This is a genomic window from Flavobacterium taihuense (assembly GCF_019351435.1).
GTDB lineage: Bacteria > Bacteroidota > Bacteroidia > Flavobacteriales > Flavobacteriaceae > Flavobacterium > Flavobacterium taihuense.
Genome location: NZ_JAHWYN010000027.1, coordinates 1 through 20024, shown reverse-complemented (window position 1 = coordinate 20024; position 20024 = coordinate 1). Strand labels below are relative to the sequence as shown.

Annotated in this window: 18 protein-coding genes; 13 read left to right on the top strand and 5 right to left on the bottom strand. The window is 33.2% G+C overall.

The window, feature by feature from the left end; translation table 11 throughout:
- The first annotated feature begins 109 nt into the window (after positions 1 to 109).
- Both queA and kynU read left to right on the top strand, forming a co-directional pair.
- Positions 110 to 1159: a tRNA preQ1(34) S-adenosylmethionine ribosyltransferase-isomerase QueA gene (gene queA / locus KZH69_RS18955; protein ID WP_219319049.1), complete on the top strand. Its 1050-nt coding sequence runs from the start codon at positions 110 to 112 to the stop codon at positions 1157 to 1159.
- Positions 1160 to 1583: 424 nt separating this feature from the next.
- On the top strand, positions 1584 to 2861 hold the full coding sequence (kynU, locus tag KZH69_RS18950) for a kynureninase (protein ID WP_219319048.1): 1278 nt from the start codon (positions 1584 to 1586) through the stop codon (positions 2859 to 2861).
- Between the two features lie 51 nt (positions 2862 to 2912).
- Here kynU and KZH69_RS18945 read toward each other — a convergent pair whose 3' ends face one another.
- Positions 2913 to 3560 (bottom strand): flavin reductase family protein, encoded by a 648-nt coding sequence (locus KZH69_RS18945; protein WP_219319047.1) that lies wholly within the window; start codon positions 3558 to 3560, stop codon positions 2913 to 2915.
- 270 nt (positions 3561 to 3830) lie between these two features.
- Here KZH69_RS18945 and KZH69_RS18940 point away from each other — a divergent pair, with 270 nt between their 5' ends.
- Positions 3831 to 6221, top strand: a complete 2391-nt coding sequence (locus tag KZH69_RS18940; RefSeq protein ID WP_219319046.1) for a penicillin acylase family protein — start codon at positions 3831 to 3833, stop codon at positions 6219 to 6221.
- A gap of 2 nt (positions 6222 to 6223) precedes the next feature.
- Here KZH69_RS18940 and KZH69_RS18935 read toward each other — a convergent pair whose 3' ends face one another.
- Positions 6224 to 6670 (bottom strand): YybH family protein, encoded by a 447-nt coding sequence (locus KZH69_RS18935; RefSeq protein ID WP_219319045.1) that lies wholly within the window; start codon positions 6668 to 6670, stop codon positions 6224 to 6226.
- A 23-nt stretch (positions 6671 to 6693) separates the two neighbouring features.
- Positions 6694 to 8202: a helicase HerA-like domain-containing protein gene (locus KZH69_RS18930; protein WP_219319044.1), complete on the bottom strand. Its 1509-nt coding sequence runs from the start codon at positions 8200 to 8202 to the stop codon at positions 6694 to 6696.
- A 366-nt stretch (positions 8203 to 8568) separates the two neighbouring features.
- Between KZH69_RS18930 and KZH69_RS18925 the strand changes: the two genes are divergently transcribed.
- The 8 genes from KZH69_RS18925 (at position 8569) to KZH69_RS18890 (ending at position 15908) form a co-directional block, all read left to right on the top strand.
- Positions 8569 to 9393, top strand: coding sequence for a MotA/TolQ/ExbB proton channel family protein (locus KZH69_RS18925; RefSeq protein WP_219319043.1), 825 nt, complete (start codon positions 8569 to 8571; stop codon positions 9391 to 9393).
- Between the two features lie 42 nt (positions 9394 to 9435).
- On the top strand, positions 9436 to 10059 hold the full coding sequence (locus KZH69_RS18920; RefSeq protein WP_219319042.1) for an ExbD/TolR family protein: 624 nt from the start codon (positions 9436 to 9438) through the stop codon (positions 10057 to 10059).
- Positions 10060 to 10078: 19 nt separating this feature from the next.
- Entirely contained in the window at positions 10079 to 10648 is a 570-nt protein-coding gene (locus tag KZH69_RS18915; protein ID WP_219319041.1) for an ExbD/TolR family protein, read from the top strand.
- 34 nt (positions 10649 to 10682) lie between these two features.
- Positions 10683 to 11480 carry an energy transducer TonB gene (locus KZH69_RS18910; RefSeq protein WP_219319040.1) on the top strand — a complete coding sequence of 266 codons (798 nt, stop codon included), beginning with the start codon at positions 10683 to 10685 and terminating at the stop codon, positions 11478 to 11480.
- A 232-nt stretch (positions 11481 to 11712) separates the two neighbouring features.
- Positions 11713 to 12636: a PstS family phosphate ABC transporter substrate-binding protein gene (locus tag KZH69_RS18905; protein ID WP_219319039.1), complete on the top strand. Its 924-nt coding sequence runs from the start codon at positions 11713 to 11715 to the stop codon at positions 12634 to 12636.
- 20 nt (positions 12637 to 12656) lie between these two features.
- The gene (locus tag KZH69_RS18900; RefSeq protein ID WP_219319038.1) at positions 12657 to 14330 is read left to right on the top strand and encodes a tetratricopeptide repeat protein; all 1674 of its coding nucleotides are present in this window, start codon (positions 12657 to 12659) and stop codon (positions 14328 to 14330) included.
- A gap of 172 nt (positions 14331 to 14502) precedes the next feature.
- Entirely contained in the window at positions 14503 to 15135 is a 633-nt protein-coding gene (locus KZH69_RS18895) for a 7-carboxy-7-deazaguanine synthase QueE (protein ID WP_219319037.1), read from the top strand.
- A gap of 374 nt (positions 15136 to 15509) precedes the next feature.
- On the top strand, positions 15510 to 15908 hold the full coding sequence (locus KZH69_RS18890; protein WP_219319036.1) for an energy transducer TonB: 399 nt from the start codon (positions 15510 to 15512) through the stop codon (positions 15906 to 15908).
- 72 nt (positions 15909 to 15980) lie between these two features.
- Here KZH69_RS18890 and KZH69_RS18885 read toward each other — a convergent pair whose 3' ends face one another.
- Positions 15981 to 16523, bottom strand: coding sequence for a YfiT family bacillithiol transferase (locus tag KZH69_RS18885; protein WP_219319035.1), 543 nt, complete (start codon positions 16521 to 16523; stop codon positions 15981 to 15983).
- Positions 16524 to 16547: 24 nt separating this feature from the next.
- Entirely contained in the window at positions 16548 to 17255 is a 708-nt protein-coding gene (locus KZH69_RS18880) for a class I SAM-dependent methyltransferase (protein WP_219319034.1), read from the bottom strand.
- Positions 17256 to 17329: 74 nt separating this feature from the next.
- Between KZH69_RS18880 and KZH69_RS18875 the strand changes: the two genes are divergently transcribed.
- Positions 17330 to 17824, top strand: coding sequence for a YkgJ family cysteine cluster protein (locus KZH69_RS18875; RefSeq protein ID WP_219319033.1), 495 nt, complete (start codon positions 17330 to 17332; stop codon positions 17822 to 17824).
- Between the two features lie 107 nt (positions 17825 to 17931).
- Positions 17932 to 19167 (top strand): ABC transporter permease, encoded by a 1236-nt coding sequence (locus KZH69_RS18870; RefSeq protein ID WP_219319032.1) that lies wholly within the window; start codon positions 17932 to 17934, stop codon positions 19165 to 19167.
- The last annotated feature ends 857 nt before the right edge of the window (positions 19168 to 20024 follow it).

Below are 20024 nucleotides of genomic sequence, written 5' to 3'. Positions count from 1 at the left end.
AACACTTGACAACGCCTATCTCACAGTCGTATATTTGCACTCGAAAGATTTTTAAGTTCAGTTTAAATAACTTGAAACTTGAAACTTTAAACTTTTAAACAAAAAGCAAATGAAATTATCTCACTTTCAATTCAATTTACCAAAAGAACTTCTTGCAGAATATCCAGCCGAAAATAGAGATGAGTCTCGTTTGATGGTTATTGACCGCAAGAAACAAACGATAGAACATAAAATGTTTAAAGACGTTATCGATTATTTTGATGATGGTGATGTTTTAATATTGAATAATACCAAAGTTTTTCCAGCCCGTTTGTACGGAAATAAAGAAAAAACTGGAGCAAGAATTGAAGTGTTTTTGCTTAGAGAACTAAACGCAGAACAAAGACTTTGGGACGTTTTAGTAGATCCAGCCCGTAAAATCAGAATTGGAAATAAATTATACTTCGGAGACGATGATTCCTTAGTGGCGGAGGTGATTGATAACACTACTTCTCGTGGTAGAACTTTGCGTTTTCTTTACGATGGTTCGTATGAAGAATTCAGAAATAAATTGACCGAACTAGGAGAAACTCCTATTCCAAAATACATTAGTCGTGATGTAACTCCAGAAGATGCAGAGCGTTACCAAACAATTTATGCAAAAGAAGAAGGAGCAGTTGCAGCACCAACTGCCGGTTTACACTTCTCAAAACATTTGTTGAAAAGATTGGAAATCAAAGGAATTAAATTTGCAGAAGTAACACTTCACGTTGGTTTAGGAACTTTTAATCCAGTTGAGGTTGAGGATTTATCTAAACACAAAATGGATTCTGAGGAATTAAAAATCACTCAAGAAGCTTGTGATATTGTAAATAATGCAAAAGCTAATAAAAAAAGAATTTGTACCGTAGGAACCACTTCTATGCGTGCCGTAGAAAGTTCAGTTTCTTCACAAAACACATTAAATCCTTACGATGGTTGGACAAACAAATTTGTTTTTCCTCCTCACGATTTTAGTATTCCAACATGTATGATTACTAATTTTCACACGCCAAAATCAACTTTGTTAATGATGGTTTCTGCTTTTTGTGGACATGATTTAATGAAAAGAGCATATGAAGAAGCGATTAAAGAACAATATAAATTCTACTCTTACGGAGATGCAATGTTGATTATCTAATCACATTCAAAACTAAATACAAGTCTCGTCAGCAATGGCGAGATTTTTTTTACCCCTAAATTGAGTGAAGCGAACGCACAGTACAGAAATCTAAATTCTGCAATCTAAATTCTTTTTTATCTGAGCGTATTGCGGGCTATCCATTACAAGTTTTTACCCAAAACCAAAGTAATACTAGCACTGCGGGAGCTTCCTTTGGTCGCTTCCTCGTTGCTGTATTGCTAAATGGTTTTGGGTAAAAACTTTCCATTACTATCCCTAACGCAATTTCTTTTCATAAGAATCTTATTGCTTTAAATGTAAAATATAGGCTCATGTAGATTTAATTATTATTAAATTATCTTTTTTATGACATCTATTGTCTTTTTTCTCTATTCTATTCTCTTTTCTTTTTCTATTTTTACGGCTTTAAAACATGGAAAAAATGGATTTCAAAAATACATTAGAATTTGCTCAGCAACTCGATGAGCAAGATCATCTGCATAAATATCAGGATGAATTTATTTTCCCAAAAGTCAATGACAAAAAGGTAATTTATTTTACGGGAAACTCTTTGGGATTACAGCCAAAAAGAACCAAAAAATATGTTGATGAGGTAATGAACGATTGGGCAAACCTTGCTGTCGAAGGTCATTTTTATGCTGAAAAACCTTGGTGGGACTATCAGGAACGTTTTGCCAATCCATTAAGTAAATTGGTAGGTGCTTTGCCTTCAGAAATCACCGTAATGAATACGCTAACAGTGAATCTTCATTTGTTAATGGTTTCATTTTATAAACCAACTGCAAAACGTTGCAAAATCATTTGCGAAGAAAAAGCTTTCCCCTCCGATCAATATATGTTTCAAAGTCAAGTGCATTTTCACGGTTATAAACCCGAAGACGTTATTGTGGAAATCAAACGCCGTGAAGGAGAACACAACATCCGACTGGAAGATGTTTTAGCAAAAATTGAAGAAGTAGGAGAGGAGTTAGCTTTGGTTTTAATAGGAGGAGTCAATTATTACACAGGCCAAGTTTTTGACATGAAAACCATCACCGAAGCTGGACACAAGCAAGGTGCTTATGTAGGTTGGGATTTGGCCCATGCTGCCGGAAATATTAAATTGGAATTGCACGATTGGAATGTCGATTTTGCGGCTTGGTGCAGTTATAAATACATGAATTCTGGGCCAGGGAATGCTTCAGGTTGTTTTGTTCATGAAAAACACCACAACAATAAAGAATTGCCTCGATTCGCGGGCTGGTGGGGACACAACAAAGAACGTCGTTTCAAGATGGAACCCGTTTTTGATCCGGTTCACGGAGCAGGAGGTTGGCAGATAAGCAATTTACCAATTTTGTCATTGGCACCTTACTTGGCTTCCGTTGAAATGTTTGACGAAATTGGAATGGATCAATTAATTTTAAAAAGAGATAAAATCACTTCTTATTTAGAATTTATTCTGAATGAAATAAGCAAAGAAGTACACGGATCTTTTGAAATTATCACTCCTGAAAACCCATTGGAAAGAGCTTGTCAATTATCCGTTTTTCTTCATGGGGAAGGACGCAGTTTGTTTGATTATTTAATGAAAAATGGTGTAATTACGGATTGGCGTGAACCCAATGTAATTCGTCTAGCACCGGTTCCTTTATATACGTCATATGAGGATATGTATCACTTCGGGCAGATTTTAAAAACCGGAATTTTAGGAAAATGAAAAAAAGGGAATAGTTGTATTACTATTCCCTTTTTTTAATCATACCGTTTTTTATTCCTTATCTCTTTTAAATGATTTTGTAGATATATTTTGTTTTGCAGGTTGAAAGCGATCAATTAGTTTGGGCAAAAAATATCCGTCTACTCCATTCAAGGCAACTATATTTCCTTTGTCCAGTTGTAGCCAGCCGTCTTTATGCTCCAAAGCCTCGTCGAAAAAAATATGCTCGATAGAAGCTATGATATGGATAGTGTCATTTTCTTTAATAATATATTCGTTCACAAACTTGCAATAAAGTTGAACTGGACTTCCTTTTACGAAAGGAATATTAAACCCTTCTTTGTATTCTTCTTCCAAATTGGTTTTGTCAAACTCAGAAATTCCAGAATCATAATTAGCGGAGGTGTGATGTGCATCAGCAATCATGTCAACTGTAATGTGGTTTACGGTGAAATAACCGGTTTCCATGATGTTTTTATAAGTATCTCTGGGAACTGTCGTTGGACGAACTATAAAACCTATTAATGATGGGCTACTTCCCAGATGGGTGACACTACTGAAAATGGCGACATTAGTATTACCTTCGATTGATTTTGTAGCTATTAAATTGGCAGACTTAAAACCGGTACATGAATTAATTAAATTTAATTTTTCAATCTTGTCCATTTGTGAAATGGTTTCTTTTGAAATATGTTTCATGATTTTTAAATTTAAACAAATATAATGAACTGATGTTGAATCATGCGAAATTAATTGTAAAAATCTCAATTTATGCTGTTAATTTTGATGTATTTCATACTTATTCTTTGTTATGTAATAAAAAATTAATAATAATGGCAAAATTGATAACGATTGTGTTTATTCGTATTTGATAAAAATAATCCCTTTTTTAAATGTGTTTTTTAAAATTAGGGTATAAAATATGTTGATTTTTGCATAAGTTTGAGATGCCTATTAAAAATACTTCCAATGAGATTACTAAAAAGAATTCTGTTTGTTTTTATTTTTTTGCTAATTGCTTTATTATCAGTATTTTTTATTTATCGGTACAGTCAAAAGCCAAAATATGAAGGGGAGCTTTATTTAAAAAATATTAAAGATCAAACCACCGTTTATTTTGATGAATTTGGTGTGCCTCATATTTATGCTGAAAATGCAAAAGATGCGATGGTTGCTCTTGGATATGTTCATGCGCAAGACCGATTATGGCAAATGGAATTGCTTAGGAGGATAGTTCCTGGACGTTTATCCGACATATTTGGTTCTGTGGCATTAAAGAATGATACCTTTTTTGTGGGTTTAGGAATTGAAGAAGCATCTCAAAAAGCAATTGCGAATTTGGATAAAAAGAGTCCAGCCTATCAATTGACAATGGCTTATCTCGATGGAATTAATCAATATGTTGAGGAAGGTGTAACTCCAGTAGAGTTTCAACTGCTAGGAATTAAAAAGCAAAAATTCACCATTCAAGATGTATATAATATTTTTGGATACATGTCTTTTAGTTTTGCAATGGCTCAAAAAACGGATCCCTTACTAACTGATATTCGAAATAAGTACGGAATGGATTATCTGAAAGATTTTGGTTTGGATGGAAATTTTAATACCACGCAAATTAAAGGTGCAAAACAAAAACAGCAAGAATATGCAGCTATTTCTCAATCAATAGCATCACTTTTAGATCGATCACCTGTAGCTCCTTTTGTGGGTAGTAACAGTTGGGTTATCGCTCCGCAAAAGACAAAAAGCAAAAAAGTGATTTTTGCTAACGATCCACATATTGGATTCTCGCAACCGGGAACTTGGTATGAAGCTCATTTAGAAACTCCCGATTTCGAATTGTACGGATGCTATTTGGCAGGAGCCCCTTTTCCTTTGTTAGGCCACAACCGGGATTACGCTTATGGTTTAACAATGTTTGAAAATGATGATGTCGATTTTTATCAAGAAACAAATAATCCGAAAAACAGCAATCAATATCAAACAAAAACAGGATTCCAGAATTATGGGATCAGGAAGAAAACGATAAAAGTTAAAGATTCGTCAGATGTAATTTTGAATATAAAAGTAAGTCAGCATGGCCCTATCATGAATGATTTATTAGCAGGTTTGAAAAGTGACAAGCCAGTGGCAATGTCTTGGATTTATACGCAGCAAACCATTCATAGTATTGAGGCAATTTATGCTATTTCGCATTCTAAATCAATGTCTGATTTTCAAAAAGGCGTTGCGCTTATTGCTGCGCCTGGACTGAATGTAATGTATGGCGATGCCAAAGGGAATGTGGGCTGGTGGGCATCCGGAAAATTGTATAAACATAATAATGGCGTAAATACCAATTTTATACTTGATGGTGTCAATGGGAAAGATGACAGTCTTGAGTATTTAGATTTCTCCAAAAATCCCTCAGCAGTCAATCCAGATTGGAATTACGTTTACTCGGCAAATAATCAGCCGGAACCAATTGATGGTTTTGCGTATCCGGGTTATTATCTCCCCGAAGATAGAGCCAAAAGAATTACTCAATTATTAGATTCAAAATCGGATTGGGAACAGAATTCAGTAAGTGAAATGATTACGGATAATACTTCCATAGTTGCTCCGGAAGTTGTAAAAAAGTTAATATCGAATTTAAATTTAAAAACACTTTCCAAAACAGAAAACGAAGCAATTCATATTTTGAAATCATGGAATGGTTCCAATAATTTGAATGATGTAGCTCCAACAATCTATAATAAATGGATTTATTTGTATCTGAAAAATACTTTTCAGGATGAATTGGGTAACGAAGGGTTCAAACAATTTTTAGGAACTCATATTATGAAGCAAATTGTCGCCAGACAAATCTCAAGCGAAAATTCTCCATGGTGGGATGATCTTAAAACCAAAAATATAAAAGAGGGCAGAAGTCAAATTTTGGCAAAATCATTTGAAGAAGCAATATCTGCTTTAGAGAAACAATTGGGTAATTCGCTTTCGGACTGGAAATGGGAAAAAGTTCACACAGTAGAATATCAGCATCCAATAGGGAAATTAGCACTATTTAGATCATTTTTTAATGTTGGTCCTTTTGAAGTTCCCGGATCTACCGAGGTGATAAATAATCAATTTTTTGATTTTGTCGAAGATGGATTTTACAAAGTAAAAGGAGGTCCTTCAAGCCGAAGAGTTATTGACTTTTCAGATATTGAAAACAGTTGGGGAATTCTTCCGACTGGACAGTCTGGAAATCCGTTTAGTTCCCATTATGCGGATCAAGCAGAATTATATAATGCTGGGAAGTTCAGAAAAATGAGATTGAATAAAAATGAAATTATGCAATCTTCCACAAAGCTGGTTTTTTACCCTCAAAAAAATTAAGATTAATCCCAAATGTATTTCCAGGAACCGTCTTTTTGTTTCTTCCAGACCGTATGAAAAATTCCTTTTAAAACTTGTTCCTTGCCCGAAGCATCTTTAAAAGTCCAAACATATTTGCCATAACTGGATGCCATATCGCCTGCATCTGAAACGCTTACAGCATCAGGAGTCCATGTAACTGATGCATCTAAGTGTTTTGAGTGTAGATAATAATTTTTAATATTGTTTTTGCCAATAATTAAGGTATCGTGTTCTCTTTTGATAACGGCATTAGAATCGGCAAATTGATAAAAGCCTTCGGCTATTCCTTTTTCTGCGACTAACTTTTCAAAGTTTTTTTCTGTTTGAATAATTTCTAACTTGACATACGTTAAGTTTTTTGTTTCTGATTTTGGCGAACATCCGCTTAAAACGCTGAGAAAAATAAATAGTCCGAAGGTGTTTTTCATTATAAAGTTGTTTTTATGTTTTTTTATTTCTTGAGTATTTTAGACAATATTCCAAATGCTCCTCTAATAAAAGAGGCACTGGTAACGACTTTTAATACCGATTTTGTAACAACGCTTGCCGTACTAGGTTCGCTGCTTTCCTGTTTTTTTTCTTGTTCAACCGCGACTTGTTCTTGAGCGGATTCAATTTTTTTGGTAAGCATTTCATAGGCGCTTTCGCGGTCAATGACTTCACTGTATTTTTTGACTAATTTAGATTTAGAATTAATTTCTTGAATTTCTGCATCTGTCAAAACATCCATTCGACTCATGGGAGCTCGCATCATAGTGGCTACTAGAGGGGTCGGAATTCCCTTTTCGCTCAAAGCGGTTACGAAAGCTTCTCCAATTCCTAGACTAGTCAAGACTTCGTCAGTTTTGTAATATTCGGAGGTTGGGTAATTGTCTGCCGATTGTTTGATTGCTTGTCTGTCGTTCGCTGTAAAGGCTCTTAAAGCGTGTTGTATCTTCAATCCCAGTTGTGCCAAAACGCCACTTGGAATGTCCATTGGATTTTGGGTGATAAAATAAACACCAATTCCTTTGGAACGAATTAATTTTACAATAGTCTCTATTTGTTCCAATAATGCTTTGCTGGCTTCATTAAAGAGAAGATGGGCTTCGTCTATGAAAATCACTAACTCTGGTTGATTGGCATCTCCTTTTTCGGGCATTTGTTGGTATATTTCGGCTAACAAGCTCAGCATAAAAGTGGAGAATAATTTAGGTTTGTCTTGAATGTCTGTTAAACGTATGATGTTAATGTATCCTTTTCCGTTTTCGTCAATTCGCAACAAATCATCAATTTCAAAAGACATTTCTCCAAAAAACAAATCGGCTCCTTGCTGTTCGAGCTCAATTATTTTTCTTAGAATGGTTCCAGTGGTAGAAGTTGATATCTTGCCATAGCTTTCTTCAATTTCGTCTTTTCCTTCATCAGTTATAAAATTAATGACCTTTTTAATGTCTTTTAAATCTAATAAAGGCATTTTATTGTCATCACAATATTTAAATATTACCGAAACTACTCCCGCTTGAGTATCATTTAAATCTAAGATTCTGGAAAAAAGAACAGGTCCAAATTCTGAAACTGTCGAGCGAAGTCGAACTCCCTCTTGCTTTGAAAGTGTCATTAATTCAACGGGGAAACTCGATGTAGCGTAGGGTAGATTCAATTTGGCATGGCGTTCCTTTATAAAGTCTTTTTCTTCGCCTTCTTTTGCGATGCCACTAAAATCCCCTTTTATATCCATCATTAAAACGGGAATGCCAAATGATGATAGTTGTTCAGAAAGCACTTGGATTGTCTTTGTTTTTCCAGTCCCGGTAGCGCCTGCAATCAATCCATGACGGTTTAATGTTTTTAATGGAATTTTCACGTAAGTGTCAGGCAGTGCTTCCCCATCAAGAATGGCTCCGCCCAAGGTAAGGCTTTCACCTTGGGATAGGTAGCCAGTATTTATTTGTTGAATAAAATTTTCTTTTCTGCTCATTTTTAGAGGGTTTTTAAAATCTACTGCAAGTTATTAAATTTTTATCAAATCAAATAATTAGGGGTTTTCTGTAATATAATATCACAAAAAATTGCTGATTTCACAGATTTATGTGTTTTTTGTTTTAAGTGCTTTTTTGAATAAAAATATTAAGAATGCTTAAAATCGTTTTTTTTTAGAAATATTTGGAAAGTATTATTAAAAAAAATGTTCATTTATTCTTAAAAAACGTTATAGTTCTGTTTTGGTAATAAAATAAATTGTAAGATTACTTAAAAAAAAGTTTTTTTATTTCAACTAAAAAATTAAATTTGCTCCTAGTACAAGTTTATTAAAACTAAAAATAAATATTTAAAATTTAAAAAAATGGCAAACGTTAAAGTTAAAAAAGAAAGCACTTCAAACGGTGGAGGAATGGTTTCAGGGATTATTATTGCATTATGTGTATTTGTAGGTTGGTTGATCTGGTCTCAGGTAATGGGAGATCCTACGAATTTTGAAGGAGGGGATATTGAAAAAGGGCACCCACTTAATACATTAGGTCAAGTTTATAAAGGAGGATTTATAGTACCTGTATTGTTAGGTATGTTATTAATGGTTATTGTGTTTTCTATTGAAAGATTTTTTGTTATTGCAAAAGCTGCTGGTAAAGGAAATTTAGATAAATTCATGAAAACAGTTCAAACAAGCATCAAAACTGGAGATATCGATGGAGCTATCGCTACATGTGATAAACAACAAGGTTCTGTTGCAAATGCAATTAAATCTGCATTAGTTAAATATCAAGATGTTAAAAAAGAAGGATTCAACAGTGAAGAAGCTTCTGAAGTAATACACAAAGAAATTGAAGAGGTTACTTCTCTTGAAATGCCAATGTTGGAGAAAAATATGACTATTATTTCTTCTTTAGTTTCTTTAGGAACACTTGGAGGTCTATTAGGAACAGTATCTGGGATGATTAAAGCGTTTGGTGCTTTGGCTTCTGCTGGAACTCCAGATCAGGCTGCTCTTGCGGTTGGTATCTCTGAGGCTTTGATTAACACGGCTACAGGTATCTCTACTTCAATTTCTGCAATCGTTGCTTACAACTTCTTTACTTCAAAAATTGATGATTTAACTTATTCTATTGATGAGGCTGGAACTACAATTGTAAATACTTACAGACACTTTAGAGGTAGCTTAAAACAATAATTAATTTTTGATAATTTTTTATCAAAATAATAGACATAAATAATGGCTAAAATAAAAATGAAAAAAAAGTCCACATCTACCGATATGACGGCGATGTGTGATGTTGCGTTTCTTTTGCTTACGTTCTTTATTTTGACTGCCACTGCTAAAACACCTGAAGTATTACCAGTTGATACTCCACAGTCTACTGTGCAAACAAAATTGCCGGCTGATAATTTGTCAACTTTGACAATTGGTAAAGCAAACGGAAAAACAGCTGTATTTTTTGACCTAAAAGGGAAAGATGTTCGTAAAAAAGCACTTGAATTTATGGCGGATAAATACAATATTGCTTTTACTGAAAAAGAGTCAGAGGAATTTGCATTAATGGAAAGTTTTGGCGTGCCAATTCAAAATTTAAAAACAATTTTGAATATGAAAGCAGCTGACAGAAGTAAAGCAGGTCAGCCAGGTGTGCCCAAAGATTCTTTGGATAACCAATTGAAAGACTGGGTTTTGTATTCTCGTAAAGCTAATATAGAAATTAATGACAAAGAATTGCAATTTGCAATAAAAGGAGATGCTAAGGAGCAATATCCTGAAATCAAGCAAGTAATGGATATTTTGCAAGATCAAAAAATCAATAGCTTTAACTTGGTTACAGGTTTAAGAGGAAAGAATTTTTAATTAAAAAAGACACACTAAAATGGCTGAATTAAATACCGACGACGGTGGAGGCGGAAAAGGTGGCAAAGTAAGAAGTAAAAAACAAAACTCAAAGGTAGATTTAACTGCCATGGTGGATTTGGCTTTCTTATTGATCACGTTCTTTATGCTTACCACTACGTTGTCTAAACCTCAATCCATGGATTTGACGTTGCCAGATAAAGAAAAAGATGATACTCCTCAAACCAATATTAAAGTAGATGAGAATCGTACGATGACTTTATTGCTTGGAGAAAACGGAAAATTGGTACGTTATGTAGGAATGTTGGAGAAACCGCTTGCGGCTCCAAAAGATTTTTCTTATGGTAAAGATGGAATTCGTAAAGAATTAATTGACAGAATGGAAAAGGTAATTGCGTATTCTACCGCTAAAGGGAAACCGAAAGATGGTATGATTGTAATCATTAAACCAAGTAAAAAATCAACATATCGCAATTTGGTTGATGTTTTGGATGAAATGGCTATTGTTGGCGTAAATGCTACAGGATCTTATGCTATTGTACCTGAATTTTCACCAGAGGAACAAAAATTGTTAGAAGTAAAAAAATAATTCTTTTTTACTTATAACCTAATAATTATAAAAAATGAAATTAGATTTAATAAAAAATCAATGGATTGAGATCGTTTTCGAAGGGCGTAATAAACTTTATGGTGCTTACGAACTAAGAAAATCGAATCGTAAGACTTCTATGCGAGCGCTTGTCATTGGTAGTGTTCTTTTTAGCCTGGCAGTTAGTGCTCCGCTTATAGCGAGTTACTTGCCAAAAGGAGGAGAAGAGGCTGATACCGATATCAAGATTACTGCTGTAAAATTGCCGCCTAAGAAGAAAGTTGAAGATGTAAAAGATCTTGCTCCACCACCACCACCACCACCAAAACAAGATCAGGTTAAATTCGTTAAACCTGTCGTTGCAAAAGCGGAGGATGTTACTGAAGATCCACCAAAAATGGATGATATCAAAGACAAAAAGACGGGTGCTGAAACTATCAAAGGTGATCCAGATGCTCCACTTACTGTTGAAGAAGTTGGTAATGGTCCGGTTGTAGAAGTTATTGAGGAAGACACTAGTGTACACTCTTTAGCGGGTATTGAGCAAAAGCCAGAATATCCAGGTGGTATTGAAAAGTTTTACCAATTTGTTGGTAAAAATTATCAAGCTCCAGAAGAAGAAGGTCTTAAAGGTAAAGTGTATGTTACTTTTGTTGTTGAAAAAGATGGTTCGTTAACAGATATCAAAGTTGTTAGGGATATTGGTTATGGAACAGGAAAAGAGGCAATTAGAGTTTTAAGCAAATGCCCTAAATGGCTTCCTGGTGAACAAAATGGTAAAAAAGTGAGGGTATTGTATTCTCTTCCAATTACTATTCAATCGGCAGAATAATGTTAAATAATTTATTTAATAATTTGAAGAAGAAATCGCTTATTGAGCGATTTCTTCTTATTATAACCATATTGGTTTTTTCGGCCTACTTTTTTTTGGGACTGATGGTCATTTTCTGGAAAAAGTTTCCATTTGCTATGGAAATGCAATATAGAATTGCTCTGGGAGTTGTTTTAATTGTGTATTCTGTTATTCGATTTTTTCGCGTATATAATGCTAATAATGAATAGTTATGTCTAGATTTAATATTTATTTACTTTCATTTTTGGTTATTTTCATTTTTTTTAACTGTAAAAAAAATGAAAATACTACTTCAAATAAAGAAACAATTTTAAAAGGTGAAGCGACTATTTTTGTTGACGAAACTGTTACCCCTATTGTAGAGGATGAAGTAATGGTTTTTGAAAGTAAATATGATGCGAAATTTACTTTAAATTCTAAATCTGAATCTGAAGTTTTAAACGCTTTATTTAATAAAAAAGCGACAATTGTCGTTATCGCAAGAAATTTAACTAAAAAAGAGTTAAATATTTTTGAACAACGCAAAATAGTTCCTAAAATAACTAAATTTGCGACTGATGGCATAGCTTTTGTATGTAATAAATCTAATAATGATACTTTGATTGCTTTGAAGGAAGTTATTGATTTTATGAAGGGTGATAGAAGTTCCAAAATTAAGGGATTAGTATTTGATAATCCGAATTCAAGCACTGTGAATTACATGAACAATTTAGCAGGATTAAGTGGATTGGCAGATAAAGATGTTTATACTTTTAAAACTAACAATGAAGTTTTAAAATTTGTTTCTGAAAATAATGGGATGATAGGTGTTGTTGGAGTAAATTGGCTGTCGCAACCGAATGCTTCAATGAATTCAGTTATTGATAACATAAATGTGTTAAGTGTTAAAGGTTTGAATAAAGATGGATATTATGCGCCTTCCCAAAATAATTTTGCCGAAGGAACTTATCCATTATTGAGAGACTTGTATATTGTGAATTGTCAGGGATATTCAGGCTTAGGTATGGGATTTGCTTCTTTTGCAGCAGGTGATATAGGTCAGAGGATTGTGTTGAAATCAGGTTTGTTACCATATCAAATACCGACAAGAAAATTGAATATTATTAGAGGTAAGTCAAATAACGAAAAGAAATAAAATTAATTAATTTAATGAAGATGAATAAAGTTAAAGTTTTAAGTATTGCTTTATTGGCTATTGTAACAACAAGCCAGGCGCAAGACCTTAATCAAGCAAAAAAAGCAATTGATGCTGAACAATTTGAAAGCGCGAAAACGATTTTAAAATCTATTATAAATGCTAAACCTACTAATGGTACAGCTGCGTTTTATTTGGGAAATGTTTATATGTTGCAAAACAGTGTAGATTCGGCTAAAATTTATTATCAAAAGGGTCTTGCTGGTACTGAAGGGGCAAGATTGAATAATATTGGCTTTGGTTTGATAGATCTTGATAACGGAAATACCGCTGCGGCAGAAGAAAAATTTGCTTTGGCTACTAAAGATTTAAAAAAGAAGGATATTGAAGAATATTTATTTATCGGGAGAGCTTATACTTATTCTTTAAAACCGGATTATAAAAAAGCAATAGAAGTTTTGAATAAAGCAAAATTAATTAATCCTCAAGATGCTCAATTAAATTTAGCTCTTGGAAATGCATATTTTGGCGATAAAAACCAAAATGAAGCTTATTCTGCTTACCGAAATGCGTATACCATTGATAATACTTTGATTAGGGCTAAAATGCAATTGGGTGTTTTGTTGAAAGGAGCTAAAGCTTATATTGAAGCGATAAAAGCATTTGATGAAGTAATTGCAATTAATGCAAATTATGGCCCTGTTTATCGTGAATTGGCAGAAACATATTATTTATGGGGTAGAAATGAACCTTCAAAATATAGGGTTTATGTAGATAAAGCTCTTGTGAATTATGAAAAATATTTAACGTTAACCGATTATTCTCTTAATTCAAGAATGCGTCATGCTGATTTTTTAGTACTCGCTGGTGAATATAAAGCTTTAGAAACTGAGGCTAATAAAATGGTGGAATTGGATAAAGTGAACCCTAGAATTCTTCGTTATTTAGGGATCTCAGCGTATCAAAATGGTAATTATGATGTTGCGATCAAATCTTTAGAAAGTTTTATAGCTAATCCTTCTAATAAAGTTATTGCTATGGATTATCAAACATTAGGATTTGCAAAAATTAAAAAAGCAATTGGGGAAGATGGGAAAGCTGTTGATAATGTATTGTTTGATAATGCAATCCTTGATGTAAAAAAAGCTTCTGAAATGGATGCAAATGGTCTAGCATTGAATATTAGTGACATTGGAAAAAAATTATATGAGTTAAAGTTATTCAAACAAGCTGGTGTAATTTATGAAATAGCTGTTGCTAATAAAGAATCTAAAAACTATGTTTTGGATAATTTTTATTTAGGAAATAGTTTGTATTTTGATAATACTAGAAAAGATATTGTAAAACCTGATCCAATTGCTTTGCAAAGAGCAGATTTGGCTTATGCTGCGGTAATTGAAGCGTCTCCGAAAACTCAAGATGCTTATATATACAGAGCTAGAACGAATAGTTTGTTGGAAAATGATGAGATGACAATTAAATATTACAATGATTATGTAAATATAGTTACGGAGAAAGGCCCTGAAGAGTTGGCTAAACCTGCGGTAATTAAAAAAATAATTGAAAGCTATAATACATCTGCTGCTAGTTATGCAAATACGGATAAAGCTAAAGCAATTGAATATTTCAATAAAACTTTGGTGCTTGATCCTGCAAATCAATATGCATTGGATTCATTGAAAGCTTTAAAGTAATAGTAGGTAAGTTATACTTCTAGGAACGGCAATTAGAAATAATTGCCGTTTTTCGTTTAAACTAATTCTAATTTTTCTAATCAGTGATTTTAGATTTAGTAGGATTTTGTCTTTTTTTTGCTGTTCTTATGGTTGTTATTTATTGCTTATCTTTGCAACTTAAATTTATATAATGTTATCAAAAGAAGTTCAATTAGAAGTAAATAAAGGAACCATGCTTCCTCTTATGGAAGAATTTTATACTATTCAAGGAGAAGGTTTTCATACAGGTACTGCAGCCTATTTCATTAGAGTTGGAGGTTGTGATGTTGGTTGCCATTGGTGTGATGTCAAAGAGAGTTGGAATGCAGAATTGCATCCACCTACAAAAATTGATCTAATAGTTGAAAATGCTAATAAGTATGCAGATACTATTGTAATCACAGGAGGAGAGCCTTTAATGTGGGATATGAAGCCTTTGACGCAAAAGTTGAAAAAGAATGGTTTAAAAGTTCATATTGAAACTTCAGGTGCGTATCCTTTAAGTGGAACTTGGGATTGGATTTGTCTTTCGCCAAAAAAAAATAAATTGCCAACTCAAACGGTTTATGACAGTGCGGATGAACTAAAAGTTATTATTTACAATAAACATGATTTTATTTTTGCAGAAGAACAAGCTGAAAAAGTAAATCCAAAAGCAATACTTTTTCTTCAACCAGAATGGAGCAAAAAAGAAGAGATGACTCCGCTTATAGTTGAATATGTAATGAATAATCCAAAATGGCGTGTGTCACTGCAAACGCATAAATATTTGAATATTCCATAGTAGAAATAACTTTTTGATCAGTACTTGTCTTAAGTATTTGAAAGTTAAATATGTGTTATCATTCAATATGTAAGTAGATATATTTTTTGTTTTTTTAATAATTATTAAGTGAATGTAAATATTTACTTATTTGTTGATTTGTAGTTAGTTATGGGTGGAGCTAATTTTTCTTATTAATTATTTTCTTTTTTTTTATCGCTATTACGGTAACTAACTTGTATTCAGTCGGTTATTTTTAACTTCTAATGATATGGTTATTTTTATTATGTATTTTTAAATATATGATTTTTTTTAGCTCATTTTTTTATATATTTACTAAGAGCTACAGTATGTAGTCTATAGTTTTGAGTAGCCATAATTGAAAAAAAAAGGATATGAAAAGAATTCTACTTTTAGTAATTATTTTGTTTGGTGTGAATTTCGCCTCTGCACAGGCAACAGCCACCATTGTTGATGATGCCCCTTACAATTACGAAGACGTAGAAGTGAGGCCTGAGTTTCCCGGCGGATACAATGAGCTGATGAATTTTATTGGAAAAAATTTTAAAATGCCTGAATATGAGGGAAATGGAGGTGTTTTAAAAGTGGCTTTTGTAATAGAAGTGGATGGTTCTGTAACCAATGTAAAGGTAGTTAAAGATCTTGGCGAGGGTACTGGTGCAGAAGCTAAAAGAGTAATTTCGGCATCTCCTCGATGGTCCTCAGGTGAATTTAGAGGTAAAAAAGTCAGAGTGCTTTATGAATTGCCTATAAAAATTGCAAGCCAAGGATAATTTGAAAATCATTGATATTTAAAAAAAAACAAATATTTTTAAAGGCGTTTGGTTTTTTGGTTATGAATATTTCTACCAGTCTTTCCTTTTTTTAAGTTCAGTAATATGTCCCAAATGATGATTTCCATGCCAAGCATAAAGTCCAATAAGTTCTTGGATTTGTATTTCTTTATTGTGTTCAGGATGTATAAAAGATTTTTGCAAATCGATTGTTTTCAAATTTTTCATCAAATACGCTAATCTATAGTGTAGCCCTTCCAGTAATAACAATGATGCTTGAATTGGCATCGTTAAATTATCTTCTAAAAGAGACCAGCGATCTTCATAGTAATACTTTATTGTTGGAATTTTTTCTGTTAACGCCCATTTTAATCGGATGTAACAATTCATATGACTGTCGCCGCAATGGTGAATCACTTGACGAATTGTCCATCCATCTTTACGATAAGGCGTGTCTAGTTGTTCTTCGTTCAAATGAGTAACTTCTTGCTTAAGTTTTTCAGGAAAGGATGCGATTTGGGAAATCGCCTCTTTTATGTATTCTGTAGAGTAATCATCAGGAGCTTTGTATTTCCCGATTGGGTACTGTAATTTTTCTAATTCTGAATTTTCCATGTCAATTTCGTTTAGTTTATTGGTTTAAATCGAAAGTTTGGCTAAATAATCGTAGTGTTCTCCTTCAAGGACTAACTCACACTGAAGTCCATTGGCGAAAGCCGCATTTTGTAGTGTGTTATAATCTAGAAATAGCCAATTTAAAGGTGCTTCTTTTTCACCTTTGTAGGTGATGGTGAAAATAGTTTCACCATAATATTCATTTTCTGATGGAATCCATTTACCGCCATCTTCATCTTCGTCAAACATATATATAATGTCTGAAGAATCTATGAGGATTTGTCCGTTAGGATTTAATAGACTTTTTAGTTTTTGCAAAAAGATAGGCGTTTCTTTTAGTGTTCCAAATATTCCCGTGCCATTCATTAGTAATAAAATCGTGTCGAATTTTTCGTTTTCCAAAGTCATTATATCATGAACTCTTGCATTTTTTAAACCGCGAAGAGTGCAAGCTTGAATTGCATTTTTCGAAATATCTATAGAAGTCACATCAAGATTCCTGTCATTCTGTAAAGTCAAACTATGACTTCCAGCTCCGCATCCTACATCTAAAACTTTTCCTTTTGCCAATTGTAATGCTTTTTGTTCAATTTTTGGCATTTCATCATAACACCTGAAAAGATAGGCAACGCTCATTTCATCTTCCTCGGAGATGGAGGTTTCAGTAATTAAATCCTCTGGTTGGTTGTTGGTTAGGTAATCAAGTATGGCTCTTCCGAAAAGATCTTTCATAAAATTTAGTTTCAAGTTTAAATTTCCGAGTTTAAAGTTTAGTACTTTTGCGAAATCATCAATAAATTTCGGCATTGAAACCAACTTTAAACGAATTAGGAAAACTAGCCAAAGATAAGCATATCGAAAACAAAAAGTATTTTGATAAGCTAAAAAAGAAAACGCCAAAGAATTTAGATTATGTAATGCAAGATATTCATGATGCCGAATTCAAAAAAACCAATTGTTTGAACTGTGCTAATTGTTGTAAAACTACCGGGCCATTATTTACTTTGGCAGATATTGAGCGTATTTCTAAATTTTTAAAACAAAAACCACAGCTATTTATTGAGCAATATTTGCGAATTGATGAAGATAAGGATTATGTGTTGCAAAGTGTTCCTTGTACTTTTTTAGATCATGAAAATGCTTGTATGATATATGATGTTCGTCCAAAAGCTTGCAGAGAATTTCCACATACTGATCGAAAAAAATTTCAACAAATCGCAGATTTGACTCTAAAGAATGTTTCAATATGTCCTGCGGCATTTAATATAGTTGAAGAAATGAAAAAGAAATTACCACTCTAATCGATTGCTTTCAGGTATCAGTGGTAATTTAAAGTTAACCAAATGGATTTGCTAAGCGTTAAATGAAACTTTATGTATATTTGTTCAGTTTCTCAAAATAAAACAACTTGAATTTAGAATATTTTATTGCCAAAAGGCTTATTACCGCCAAAGATTATAAAAGTAGTATATCGGCACCTATTATTAATATTGCGATTTCAGCCATTGCGATTGGAATGATTATGATGATAGTGTCGGTTGCTACTGGGATAGGTTTGCAAAATAAAATTCGGGAAAAAATTGCAGCTTTCAATGGTCATATCATAATTTCAAACTATGATAATAATCAATCCGAAATCACATTATTGCCCATTGCAAAGAATCAAGAATTTTATCCAAAGTTTACTTCAGTTCCTGGGGTAAGTCATATTCAGGCCATAGCCAGTAAAGCTGGAATTATCAGAACTGAAGCGGCATTCGAAGGAATTATTTTCAAAGGTGTGGGAAATGATTATCAATGGGAGAATATAAAAGAGTATCTCGTTTCTGGAAGGTTGCCTAATTTTTCAAAAGAAGTTACCCAAGAAGTTGTGATTTCTCAATTCCTTGCCAATCGGTTGAATCTAAAAGTGGGAGGTTCCTTCAATACTTTTTTTATTAAGGAAGATCAAAATCAGTTGCCCAATGTTCGTCGATTCAAAATAGCAGGGATTTTCAATTCAGGGTTTCAACAATTCGATGCTACTTATATAATAGGAGACATTCGTCATATACAACGAATCAATAAATGGGCTCCCAATCAAATTGGAGCTTTTGAGGTTTTTGTGAAAGACTTCAATGCCATAAAAGAAACTGGTGAACAAGTTTATAAAAAAACCTCCTCAACTCTCGATACCAAAACGATTATTGAAAAGTACAGTTACATATTTGAGTGGTTACAGCTTTTTGATTTCAATATTATAGTCATATTAGTGGTAATGATACTCGTGGCAACCATAAATATGGTTGTTGCTTTATTGGTTCTTATTCTAGAACGTACTCAAATGATAGGAATTCTGAAAGCATTGGGGGCTAACAACTGGTCAGTCAGAAAGATATTTCTCTACAATGCCTTCTATCTTATAATAAGAGGTTTGTTTTGGGGTAACCTTATTGGAATTTCATTATTATTAATCCAACAACATTTCGGAATAATAAAACTCGATCCCGAAAACTATTATGTAAATCAGGCTCCCGTATATCTTAACTTGGGGTATATCTTGGTTCTAAATCTGCTTACGGTAACCATTTGTGCGGTAGTATTGTTGATTCCTTCGTATATAATCACCAAAATTTCCCCAGTCAAAGCCATTCGTTTTGATTAAATCCCAATATCATCAGGAGCTTTTCCTGCTATCCGTTGCAATCTCCTAGTGCCGAACCCCGGCACTAGGAGGATTTCCACTACTATCAGGGCTAGGGATTAGTTTTTATAAGAGATTTGTGAAAAACTCACATCTATATATAGGAGAGAAAGCTCCAAAGAAAAATCCGTGATAATTCACGACTTCGTTTTAGTGAATCTGCTCAATCTGCATCTTATTTCGTATTCTTGTTTGTTGTTGTGCTGTAATTGCAAGCAAAATTGTGATGTGTTGCGTAAACAATAAATAAAAACCTGCGATAATTCGTGTCTGATTTAATGTTTGACAGCCTTAAGATAATCCCCAAACAGGTCAAAACAGATCAAATTATGAAAAACAGGCTATAGGAATTTAGGAATTCACAAAAACAGGTGGCTGTAAATTTCAATATATCAATGTTTTAAAAAATAAGTCTAAAATTAAAGTAAAATAAATGTAAAAAGTCATTGTTTAAACGAATAAACTAGCTACTTTTGCACCCGCAACAACGCACAAGTTCATTTAAATACTGGCAAGCTAAACGAATTAAGACTGAAATTTATTTCAAAAAAAAATTCAAAAAAAGCTTGTGAGAAAAGAAAAAGCTTTGTACTTTTGCACCCGCTTCGAGAGACACACAATGGTGGGTTAAACGATCGGAAAACAAGAAGAACACGTTCCTAGACATATTGAATTGACAGCCGTTCTGATGAAAATCAGAACAAATAAAATAAGAGTAATAGAATCGGAAGATTTGAGAATAACCACTAGAACTTCAGTCAAATAAAAACAGCTTAATTTATTAGGCGCATAATATACGATGAAGAGTTTGATCCTGG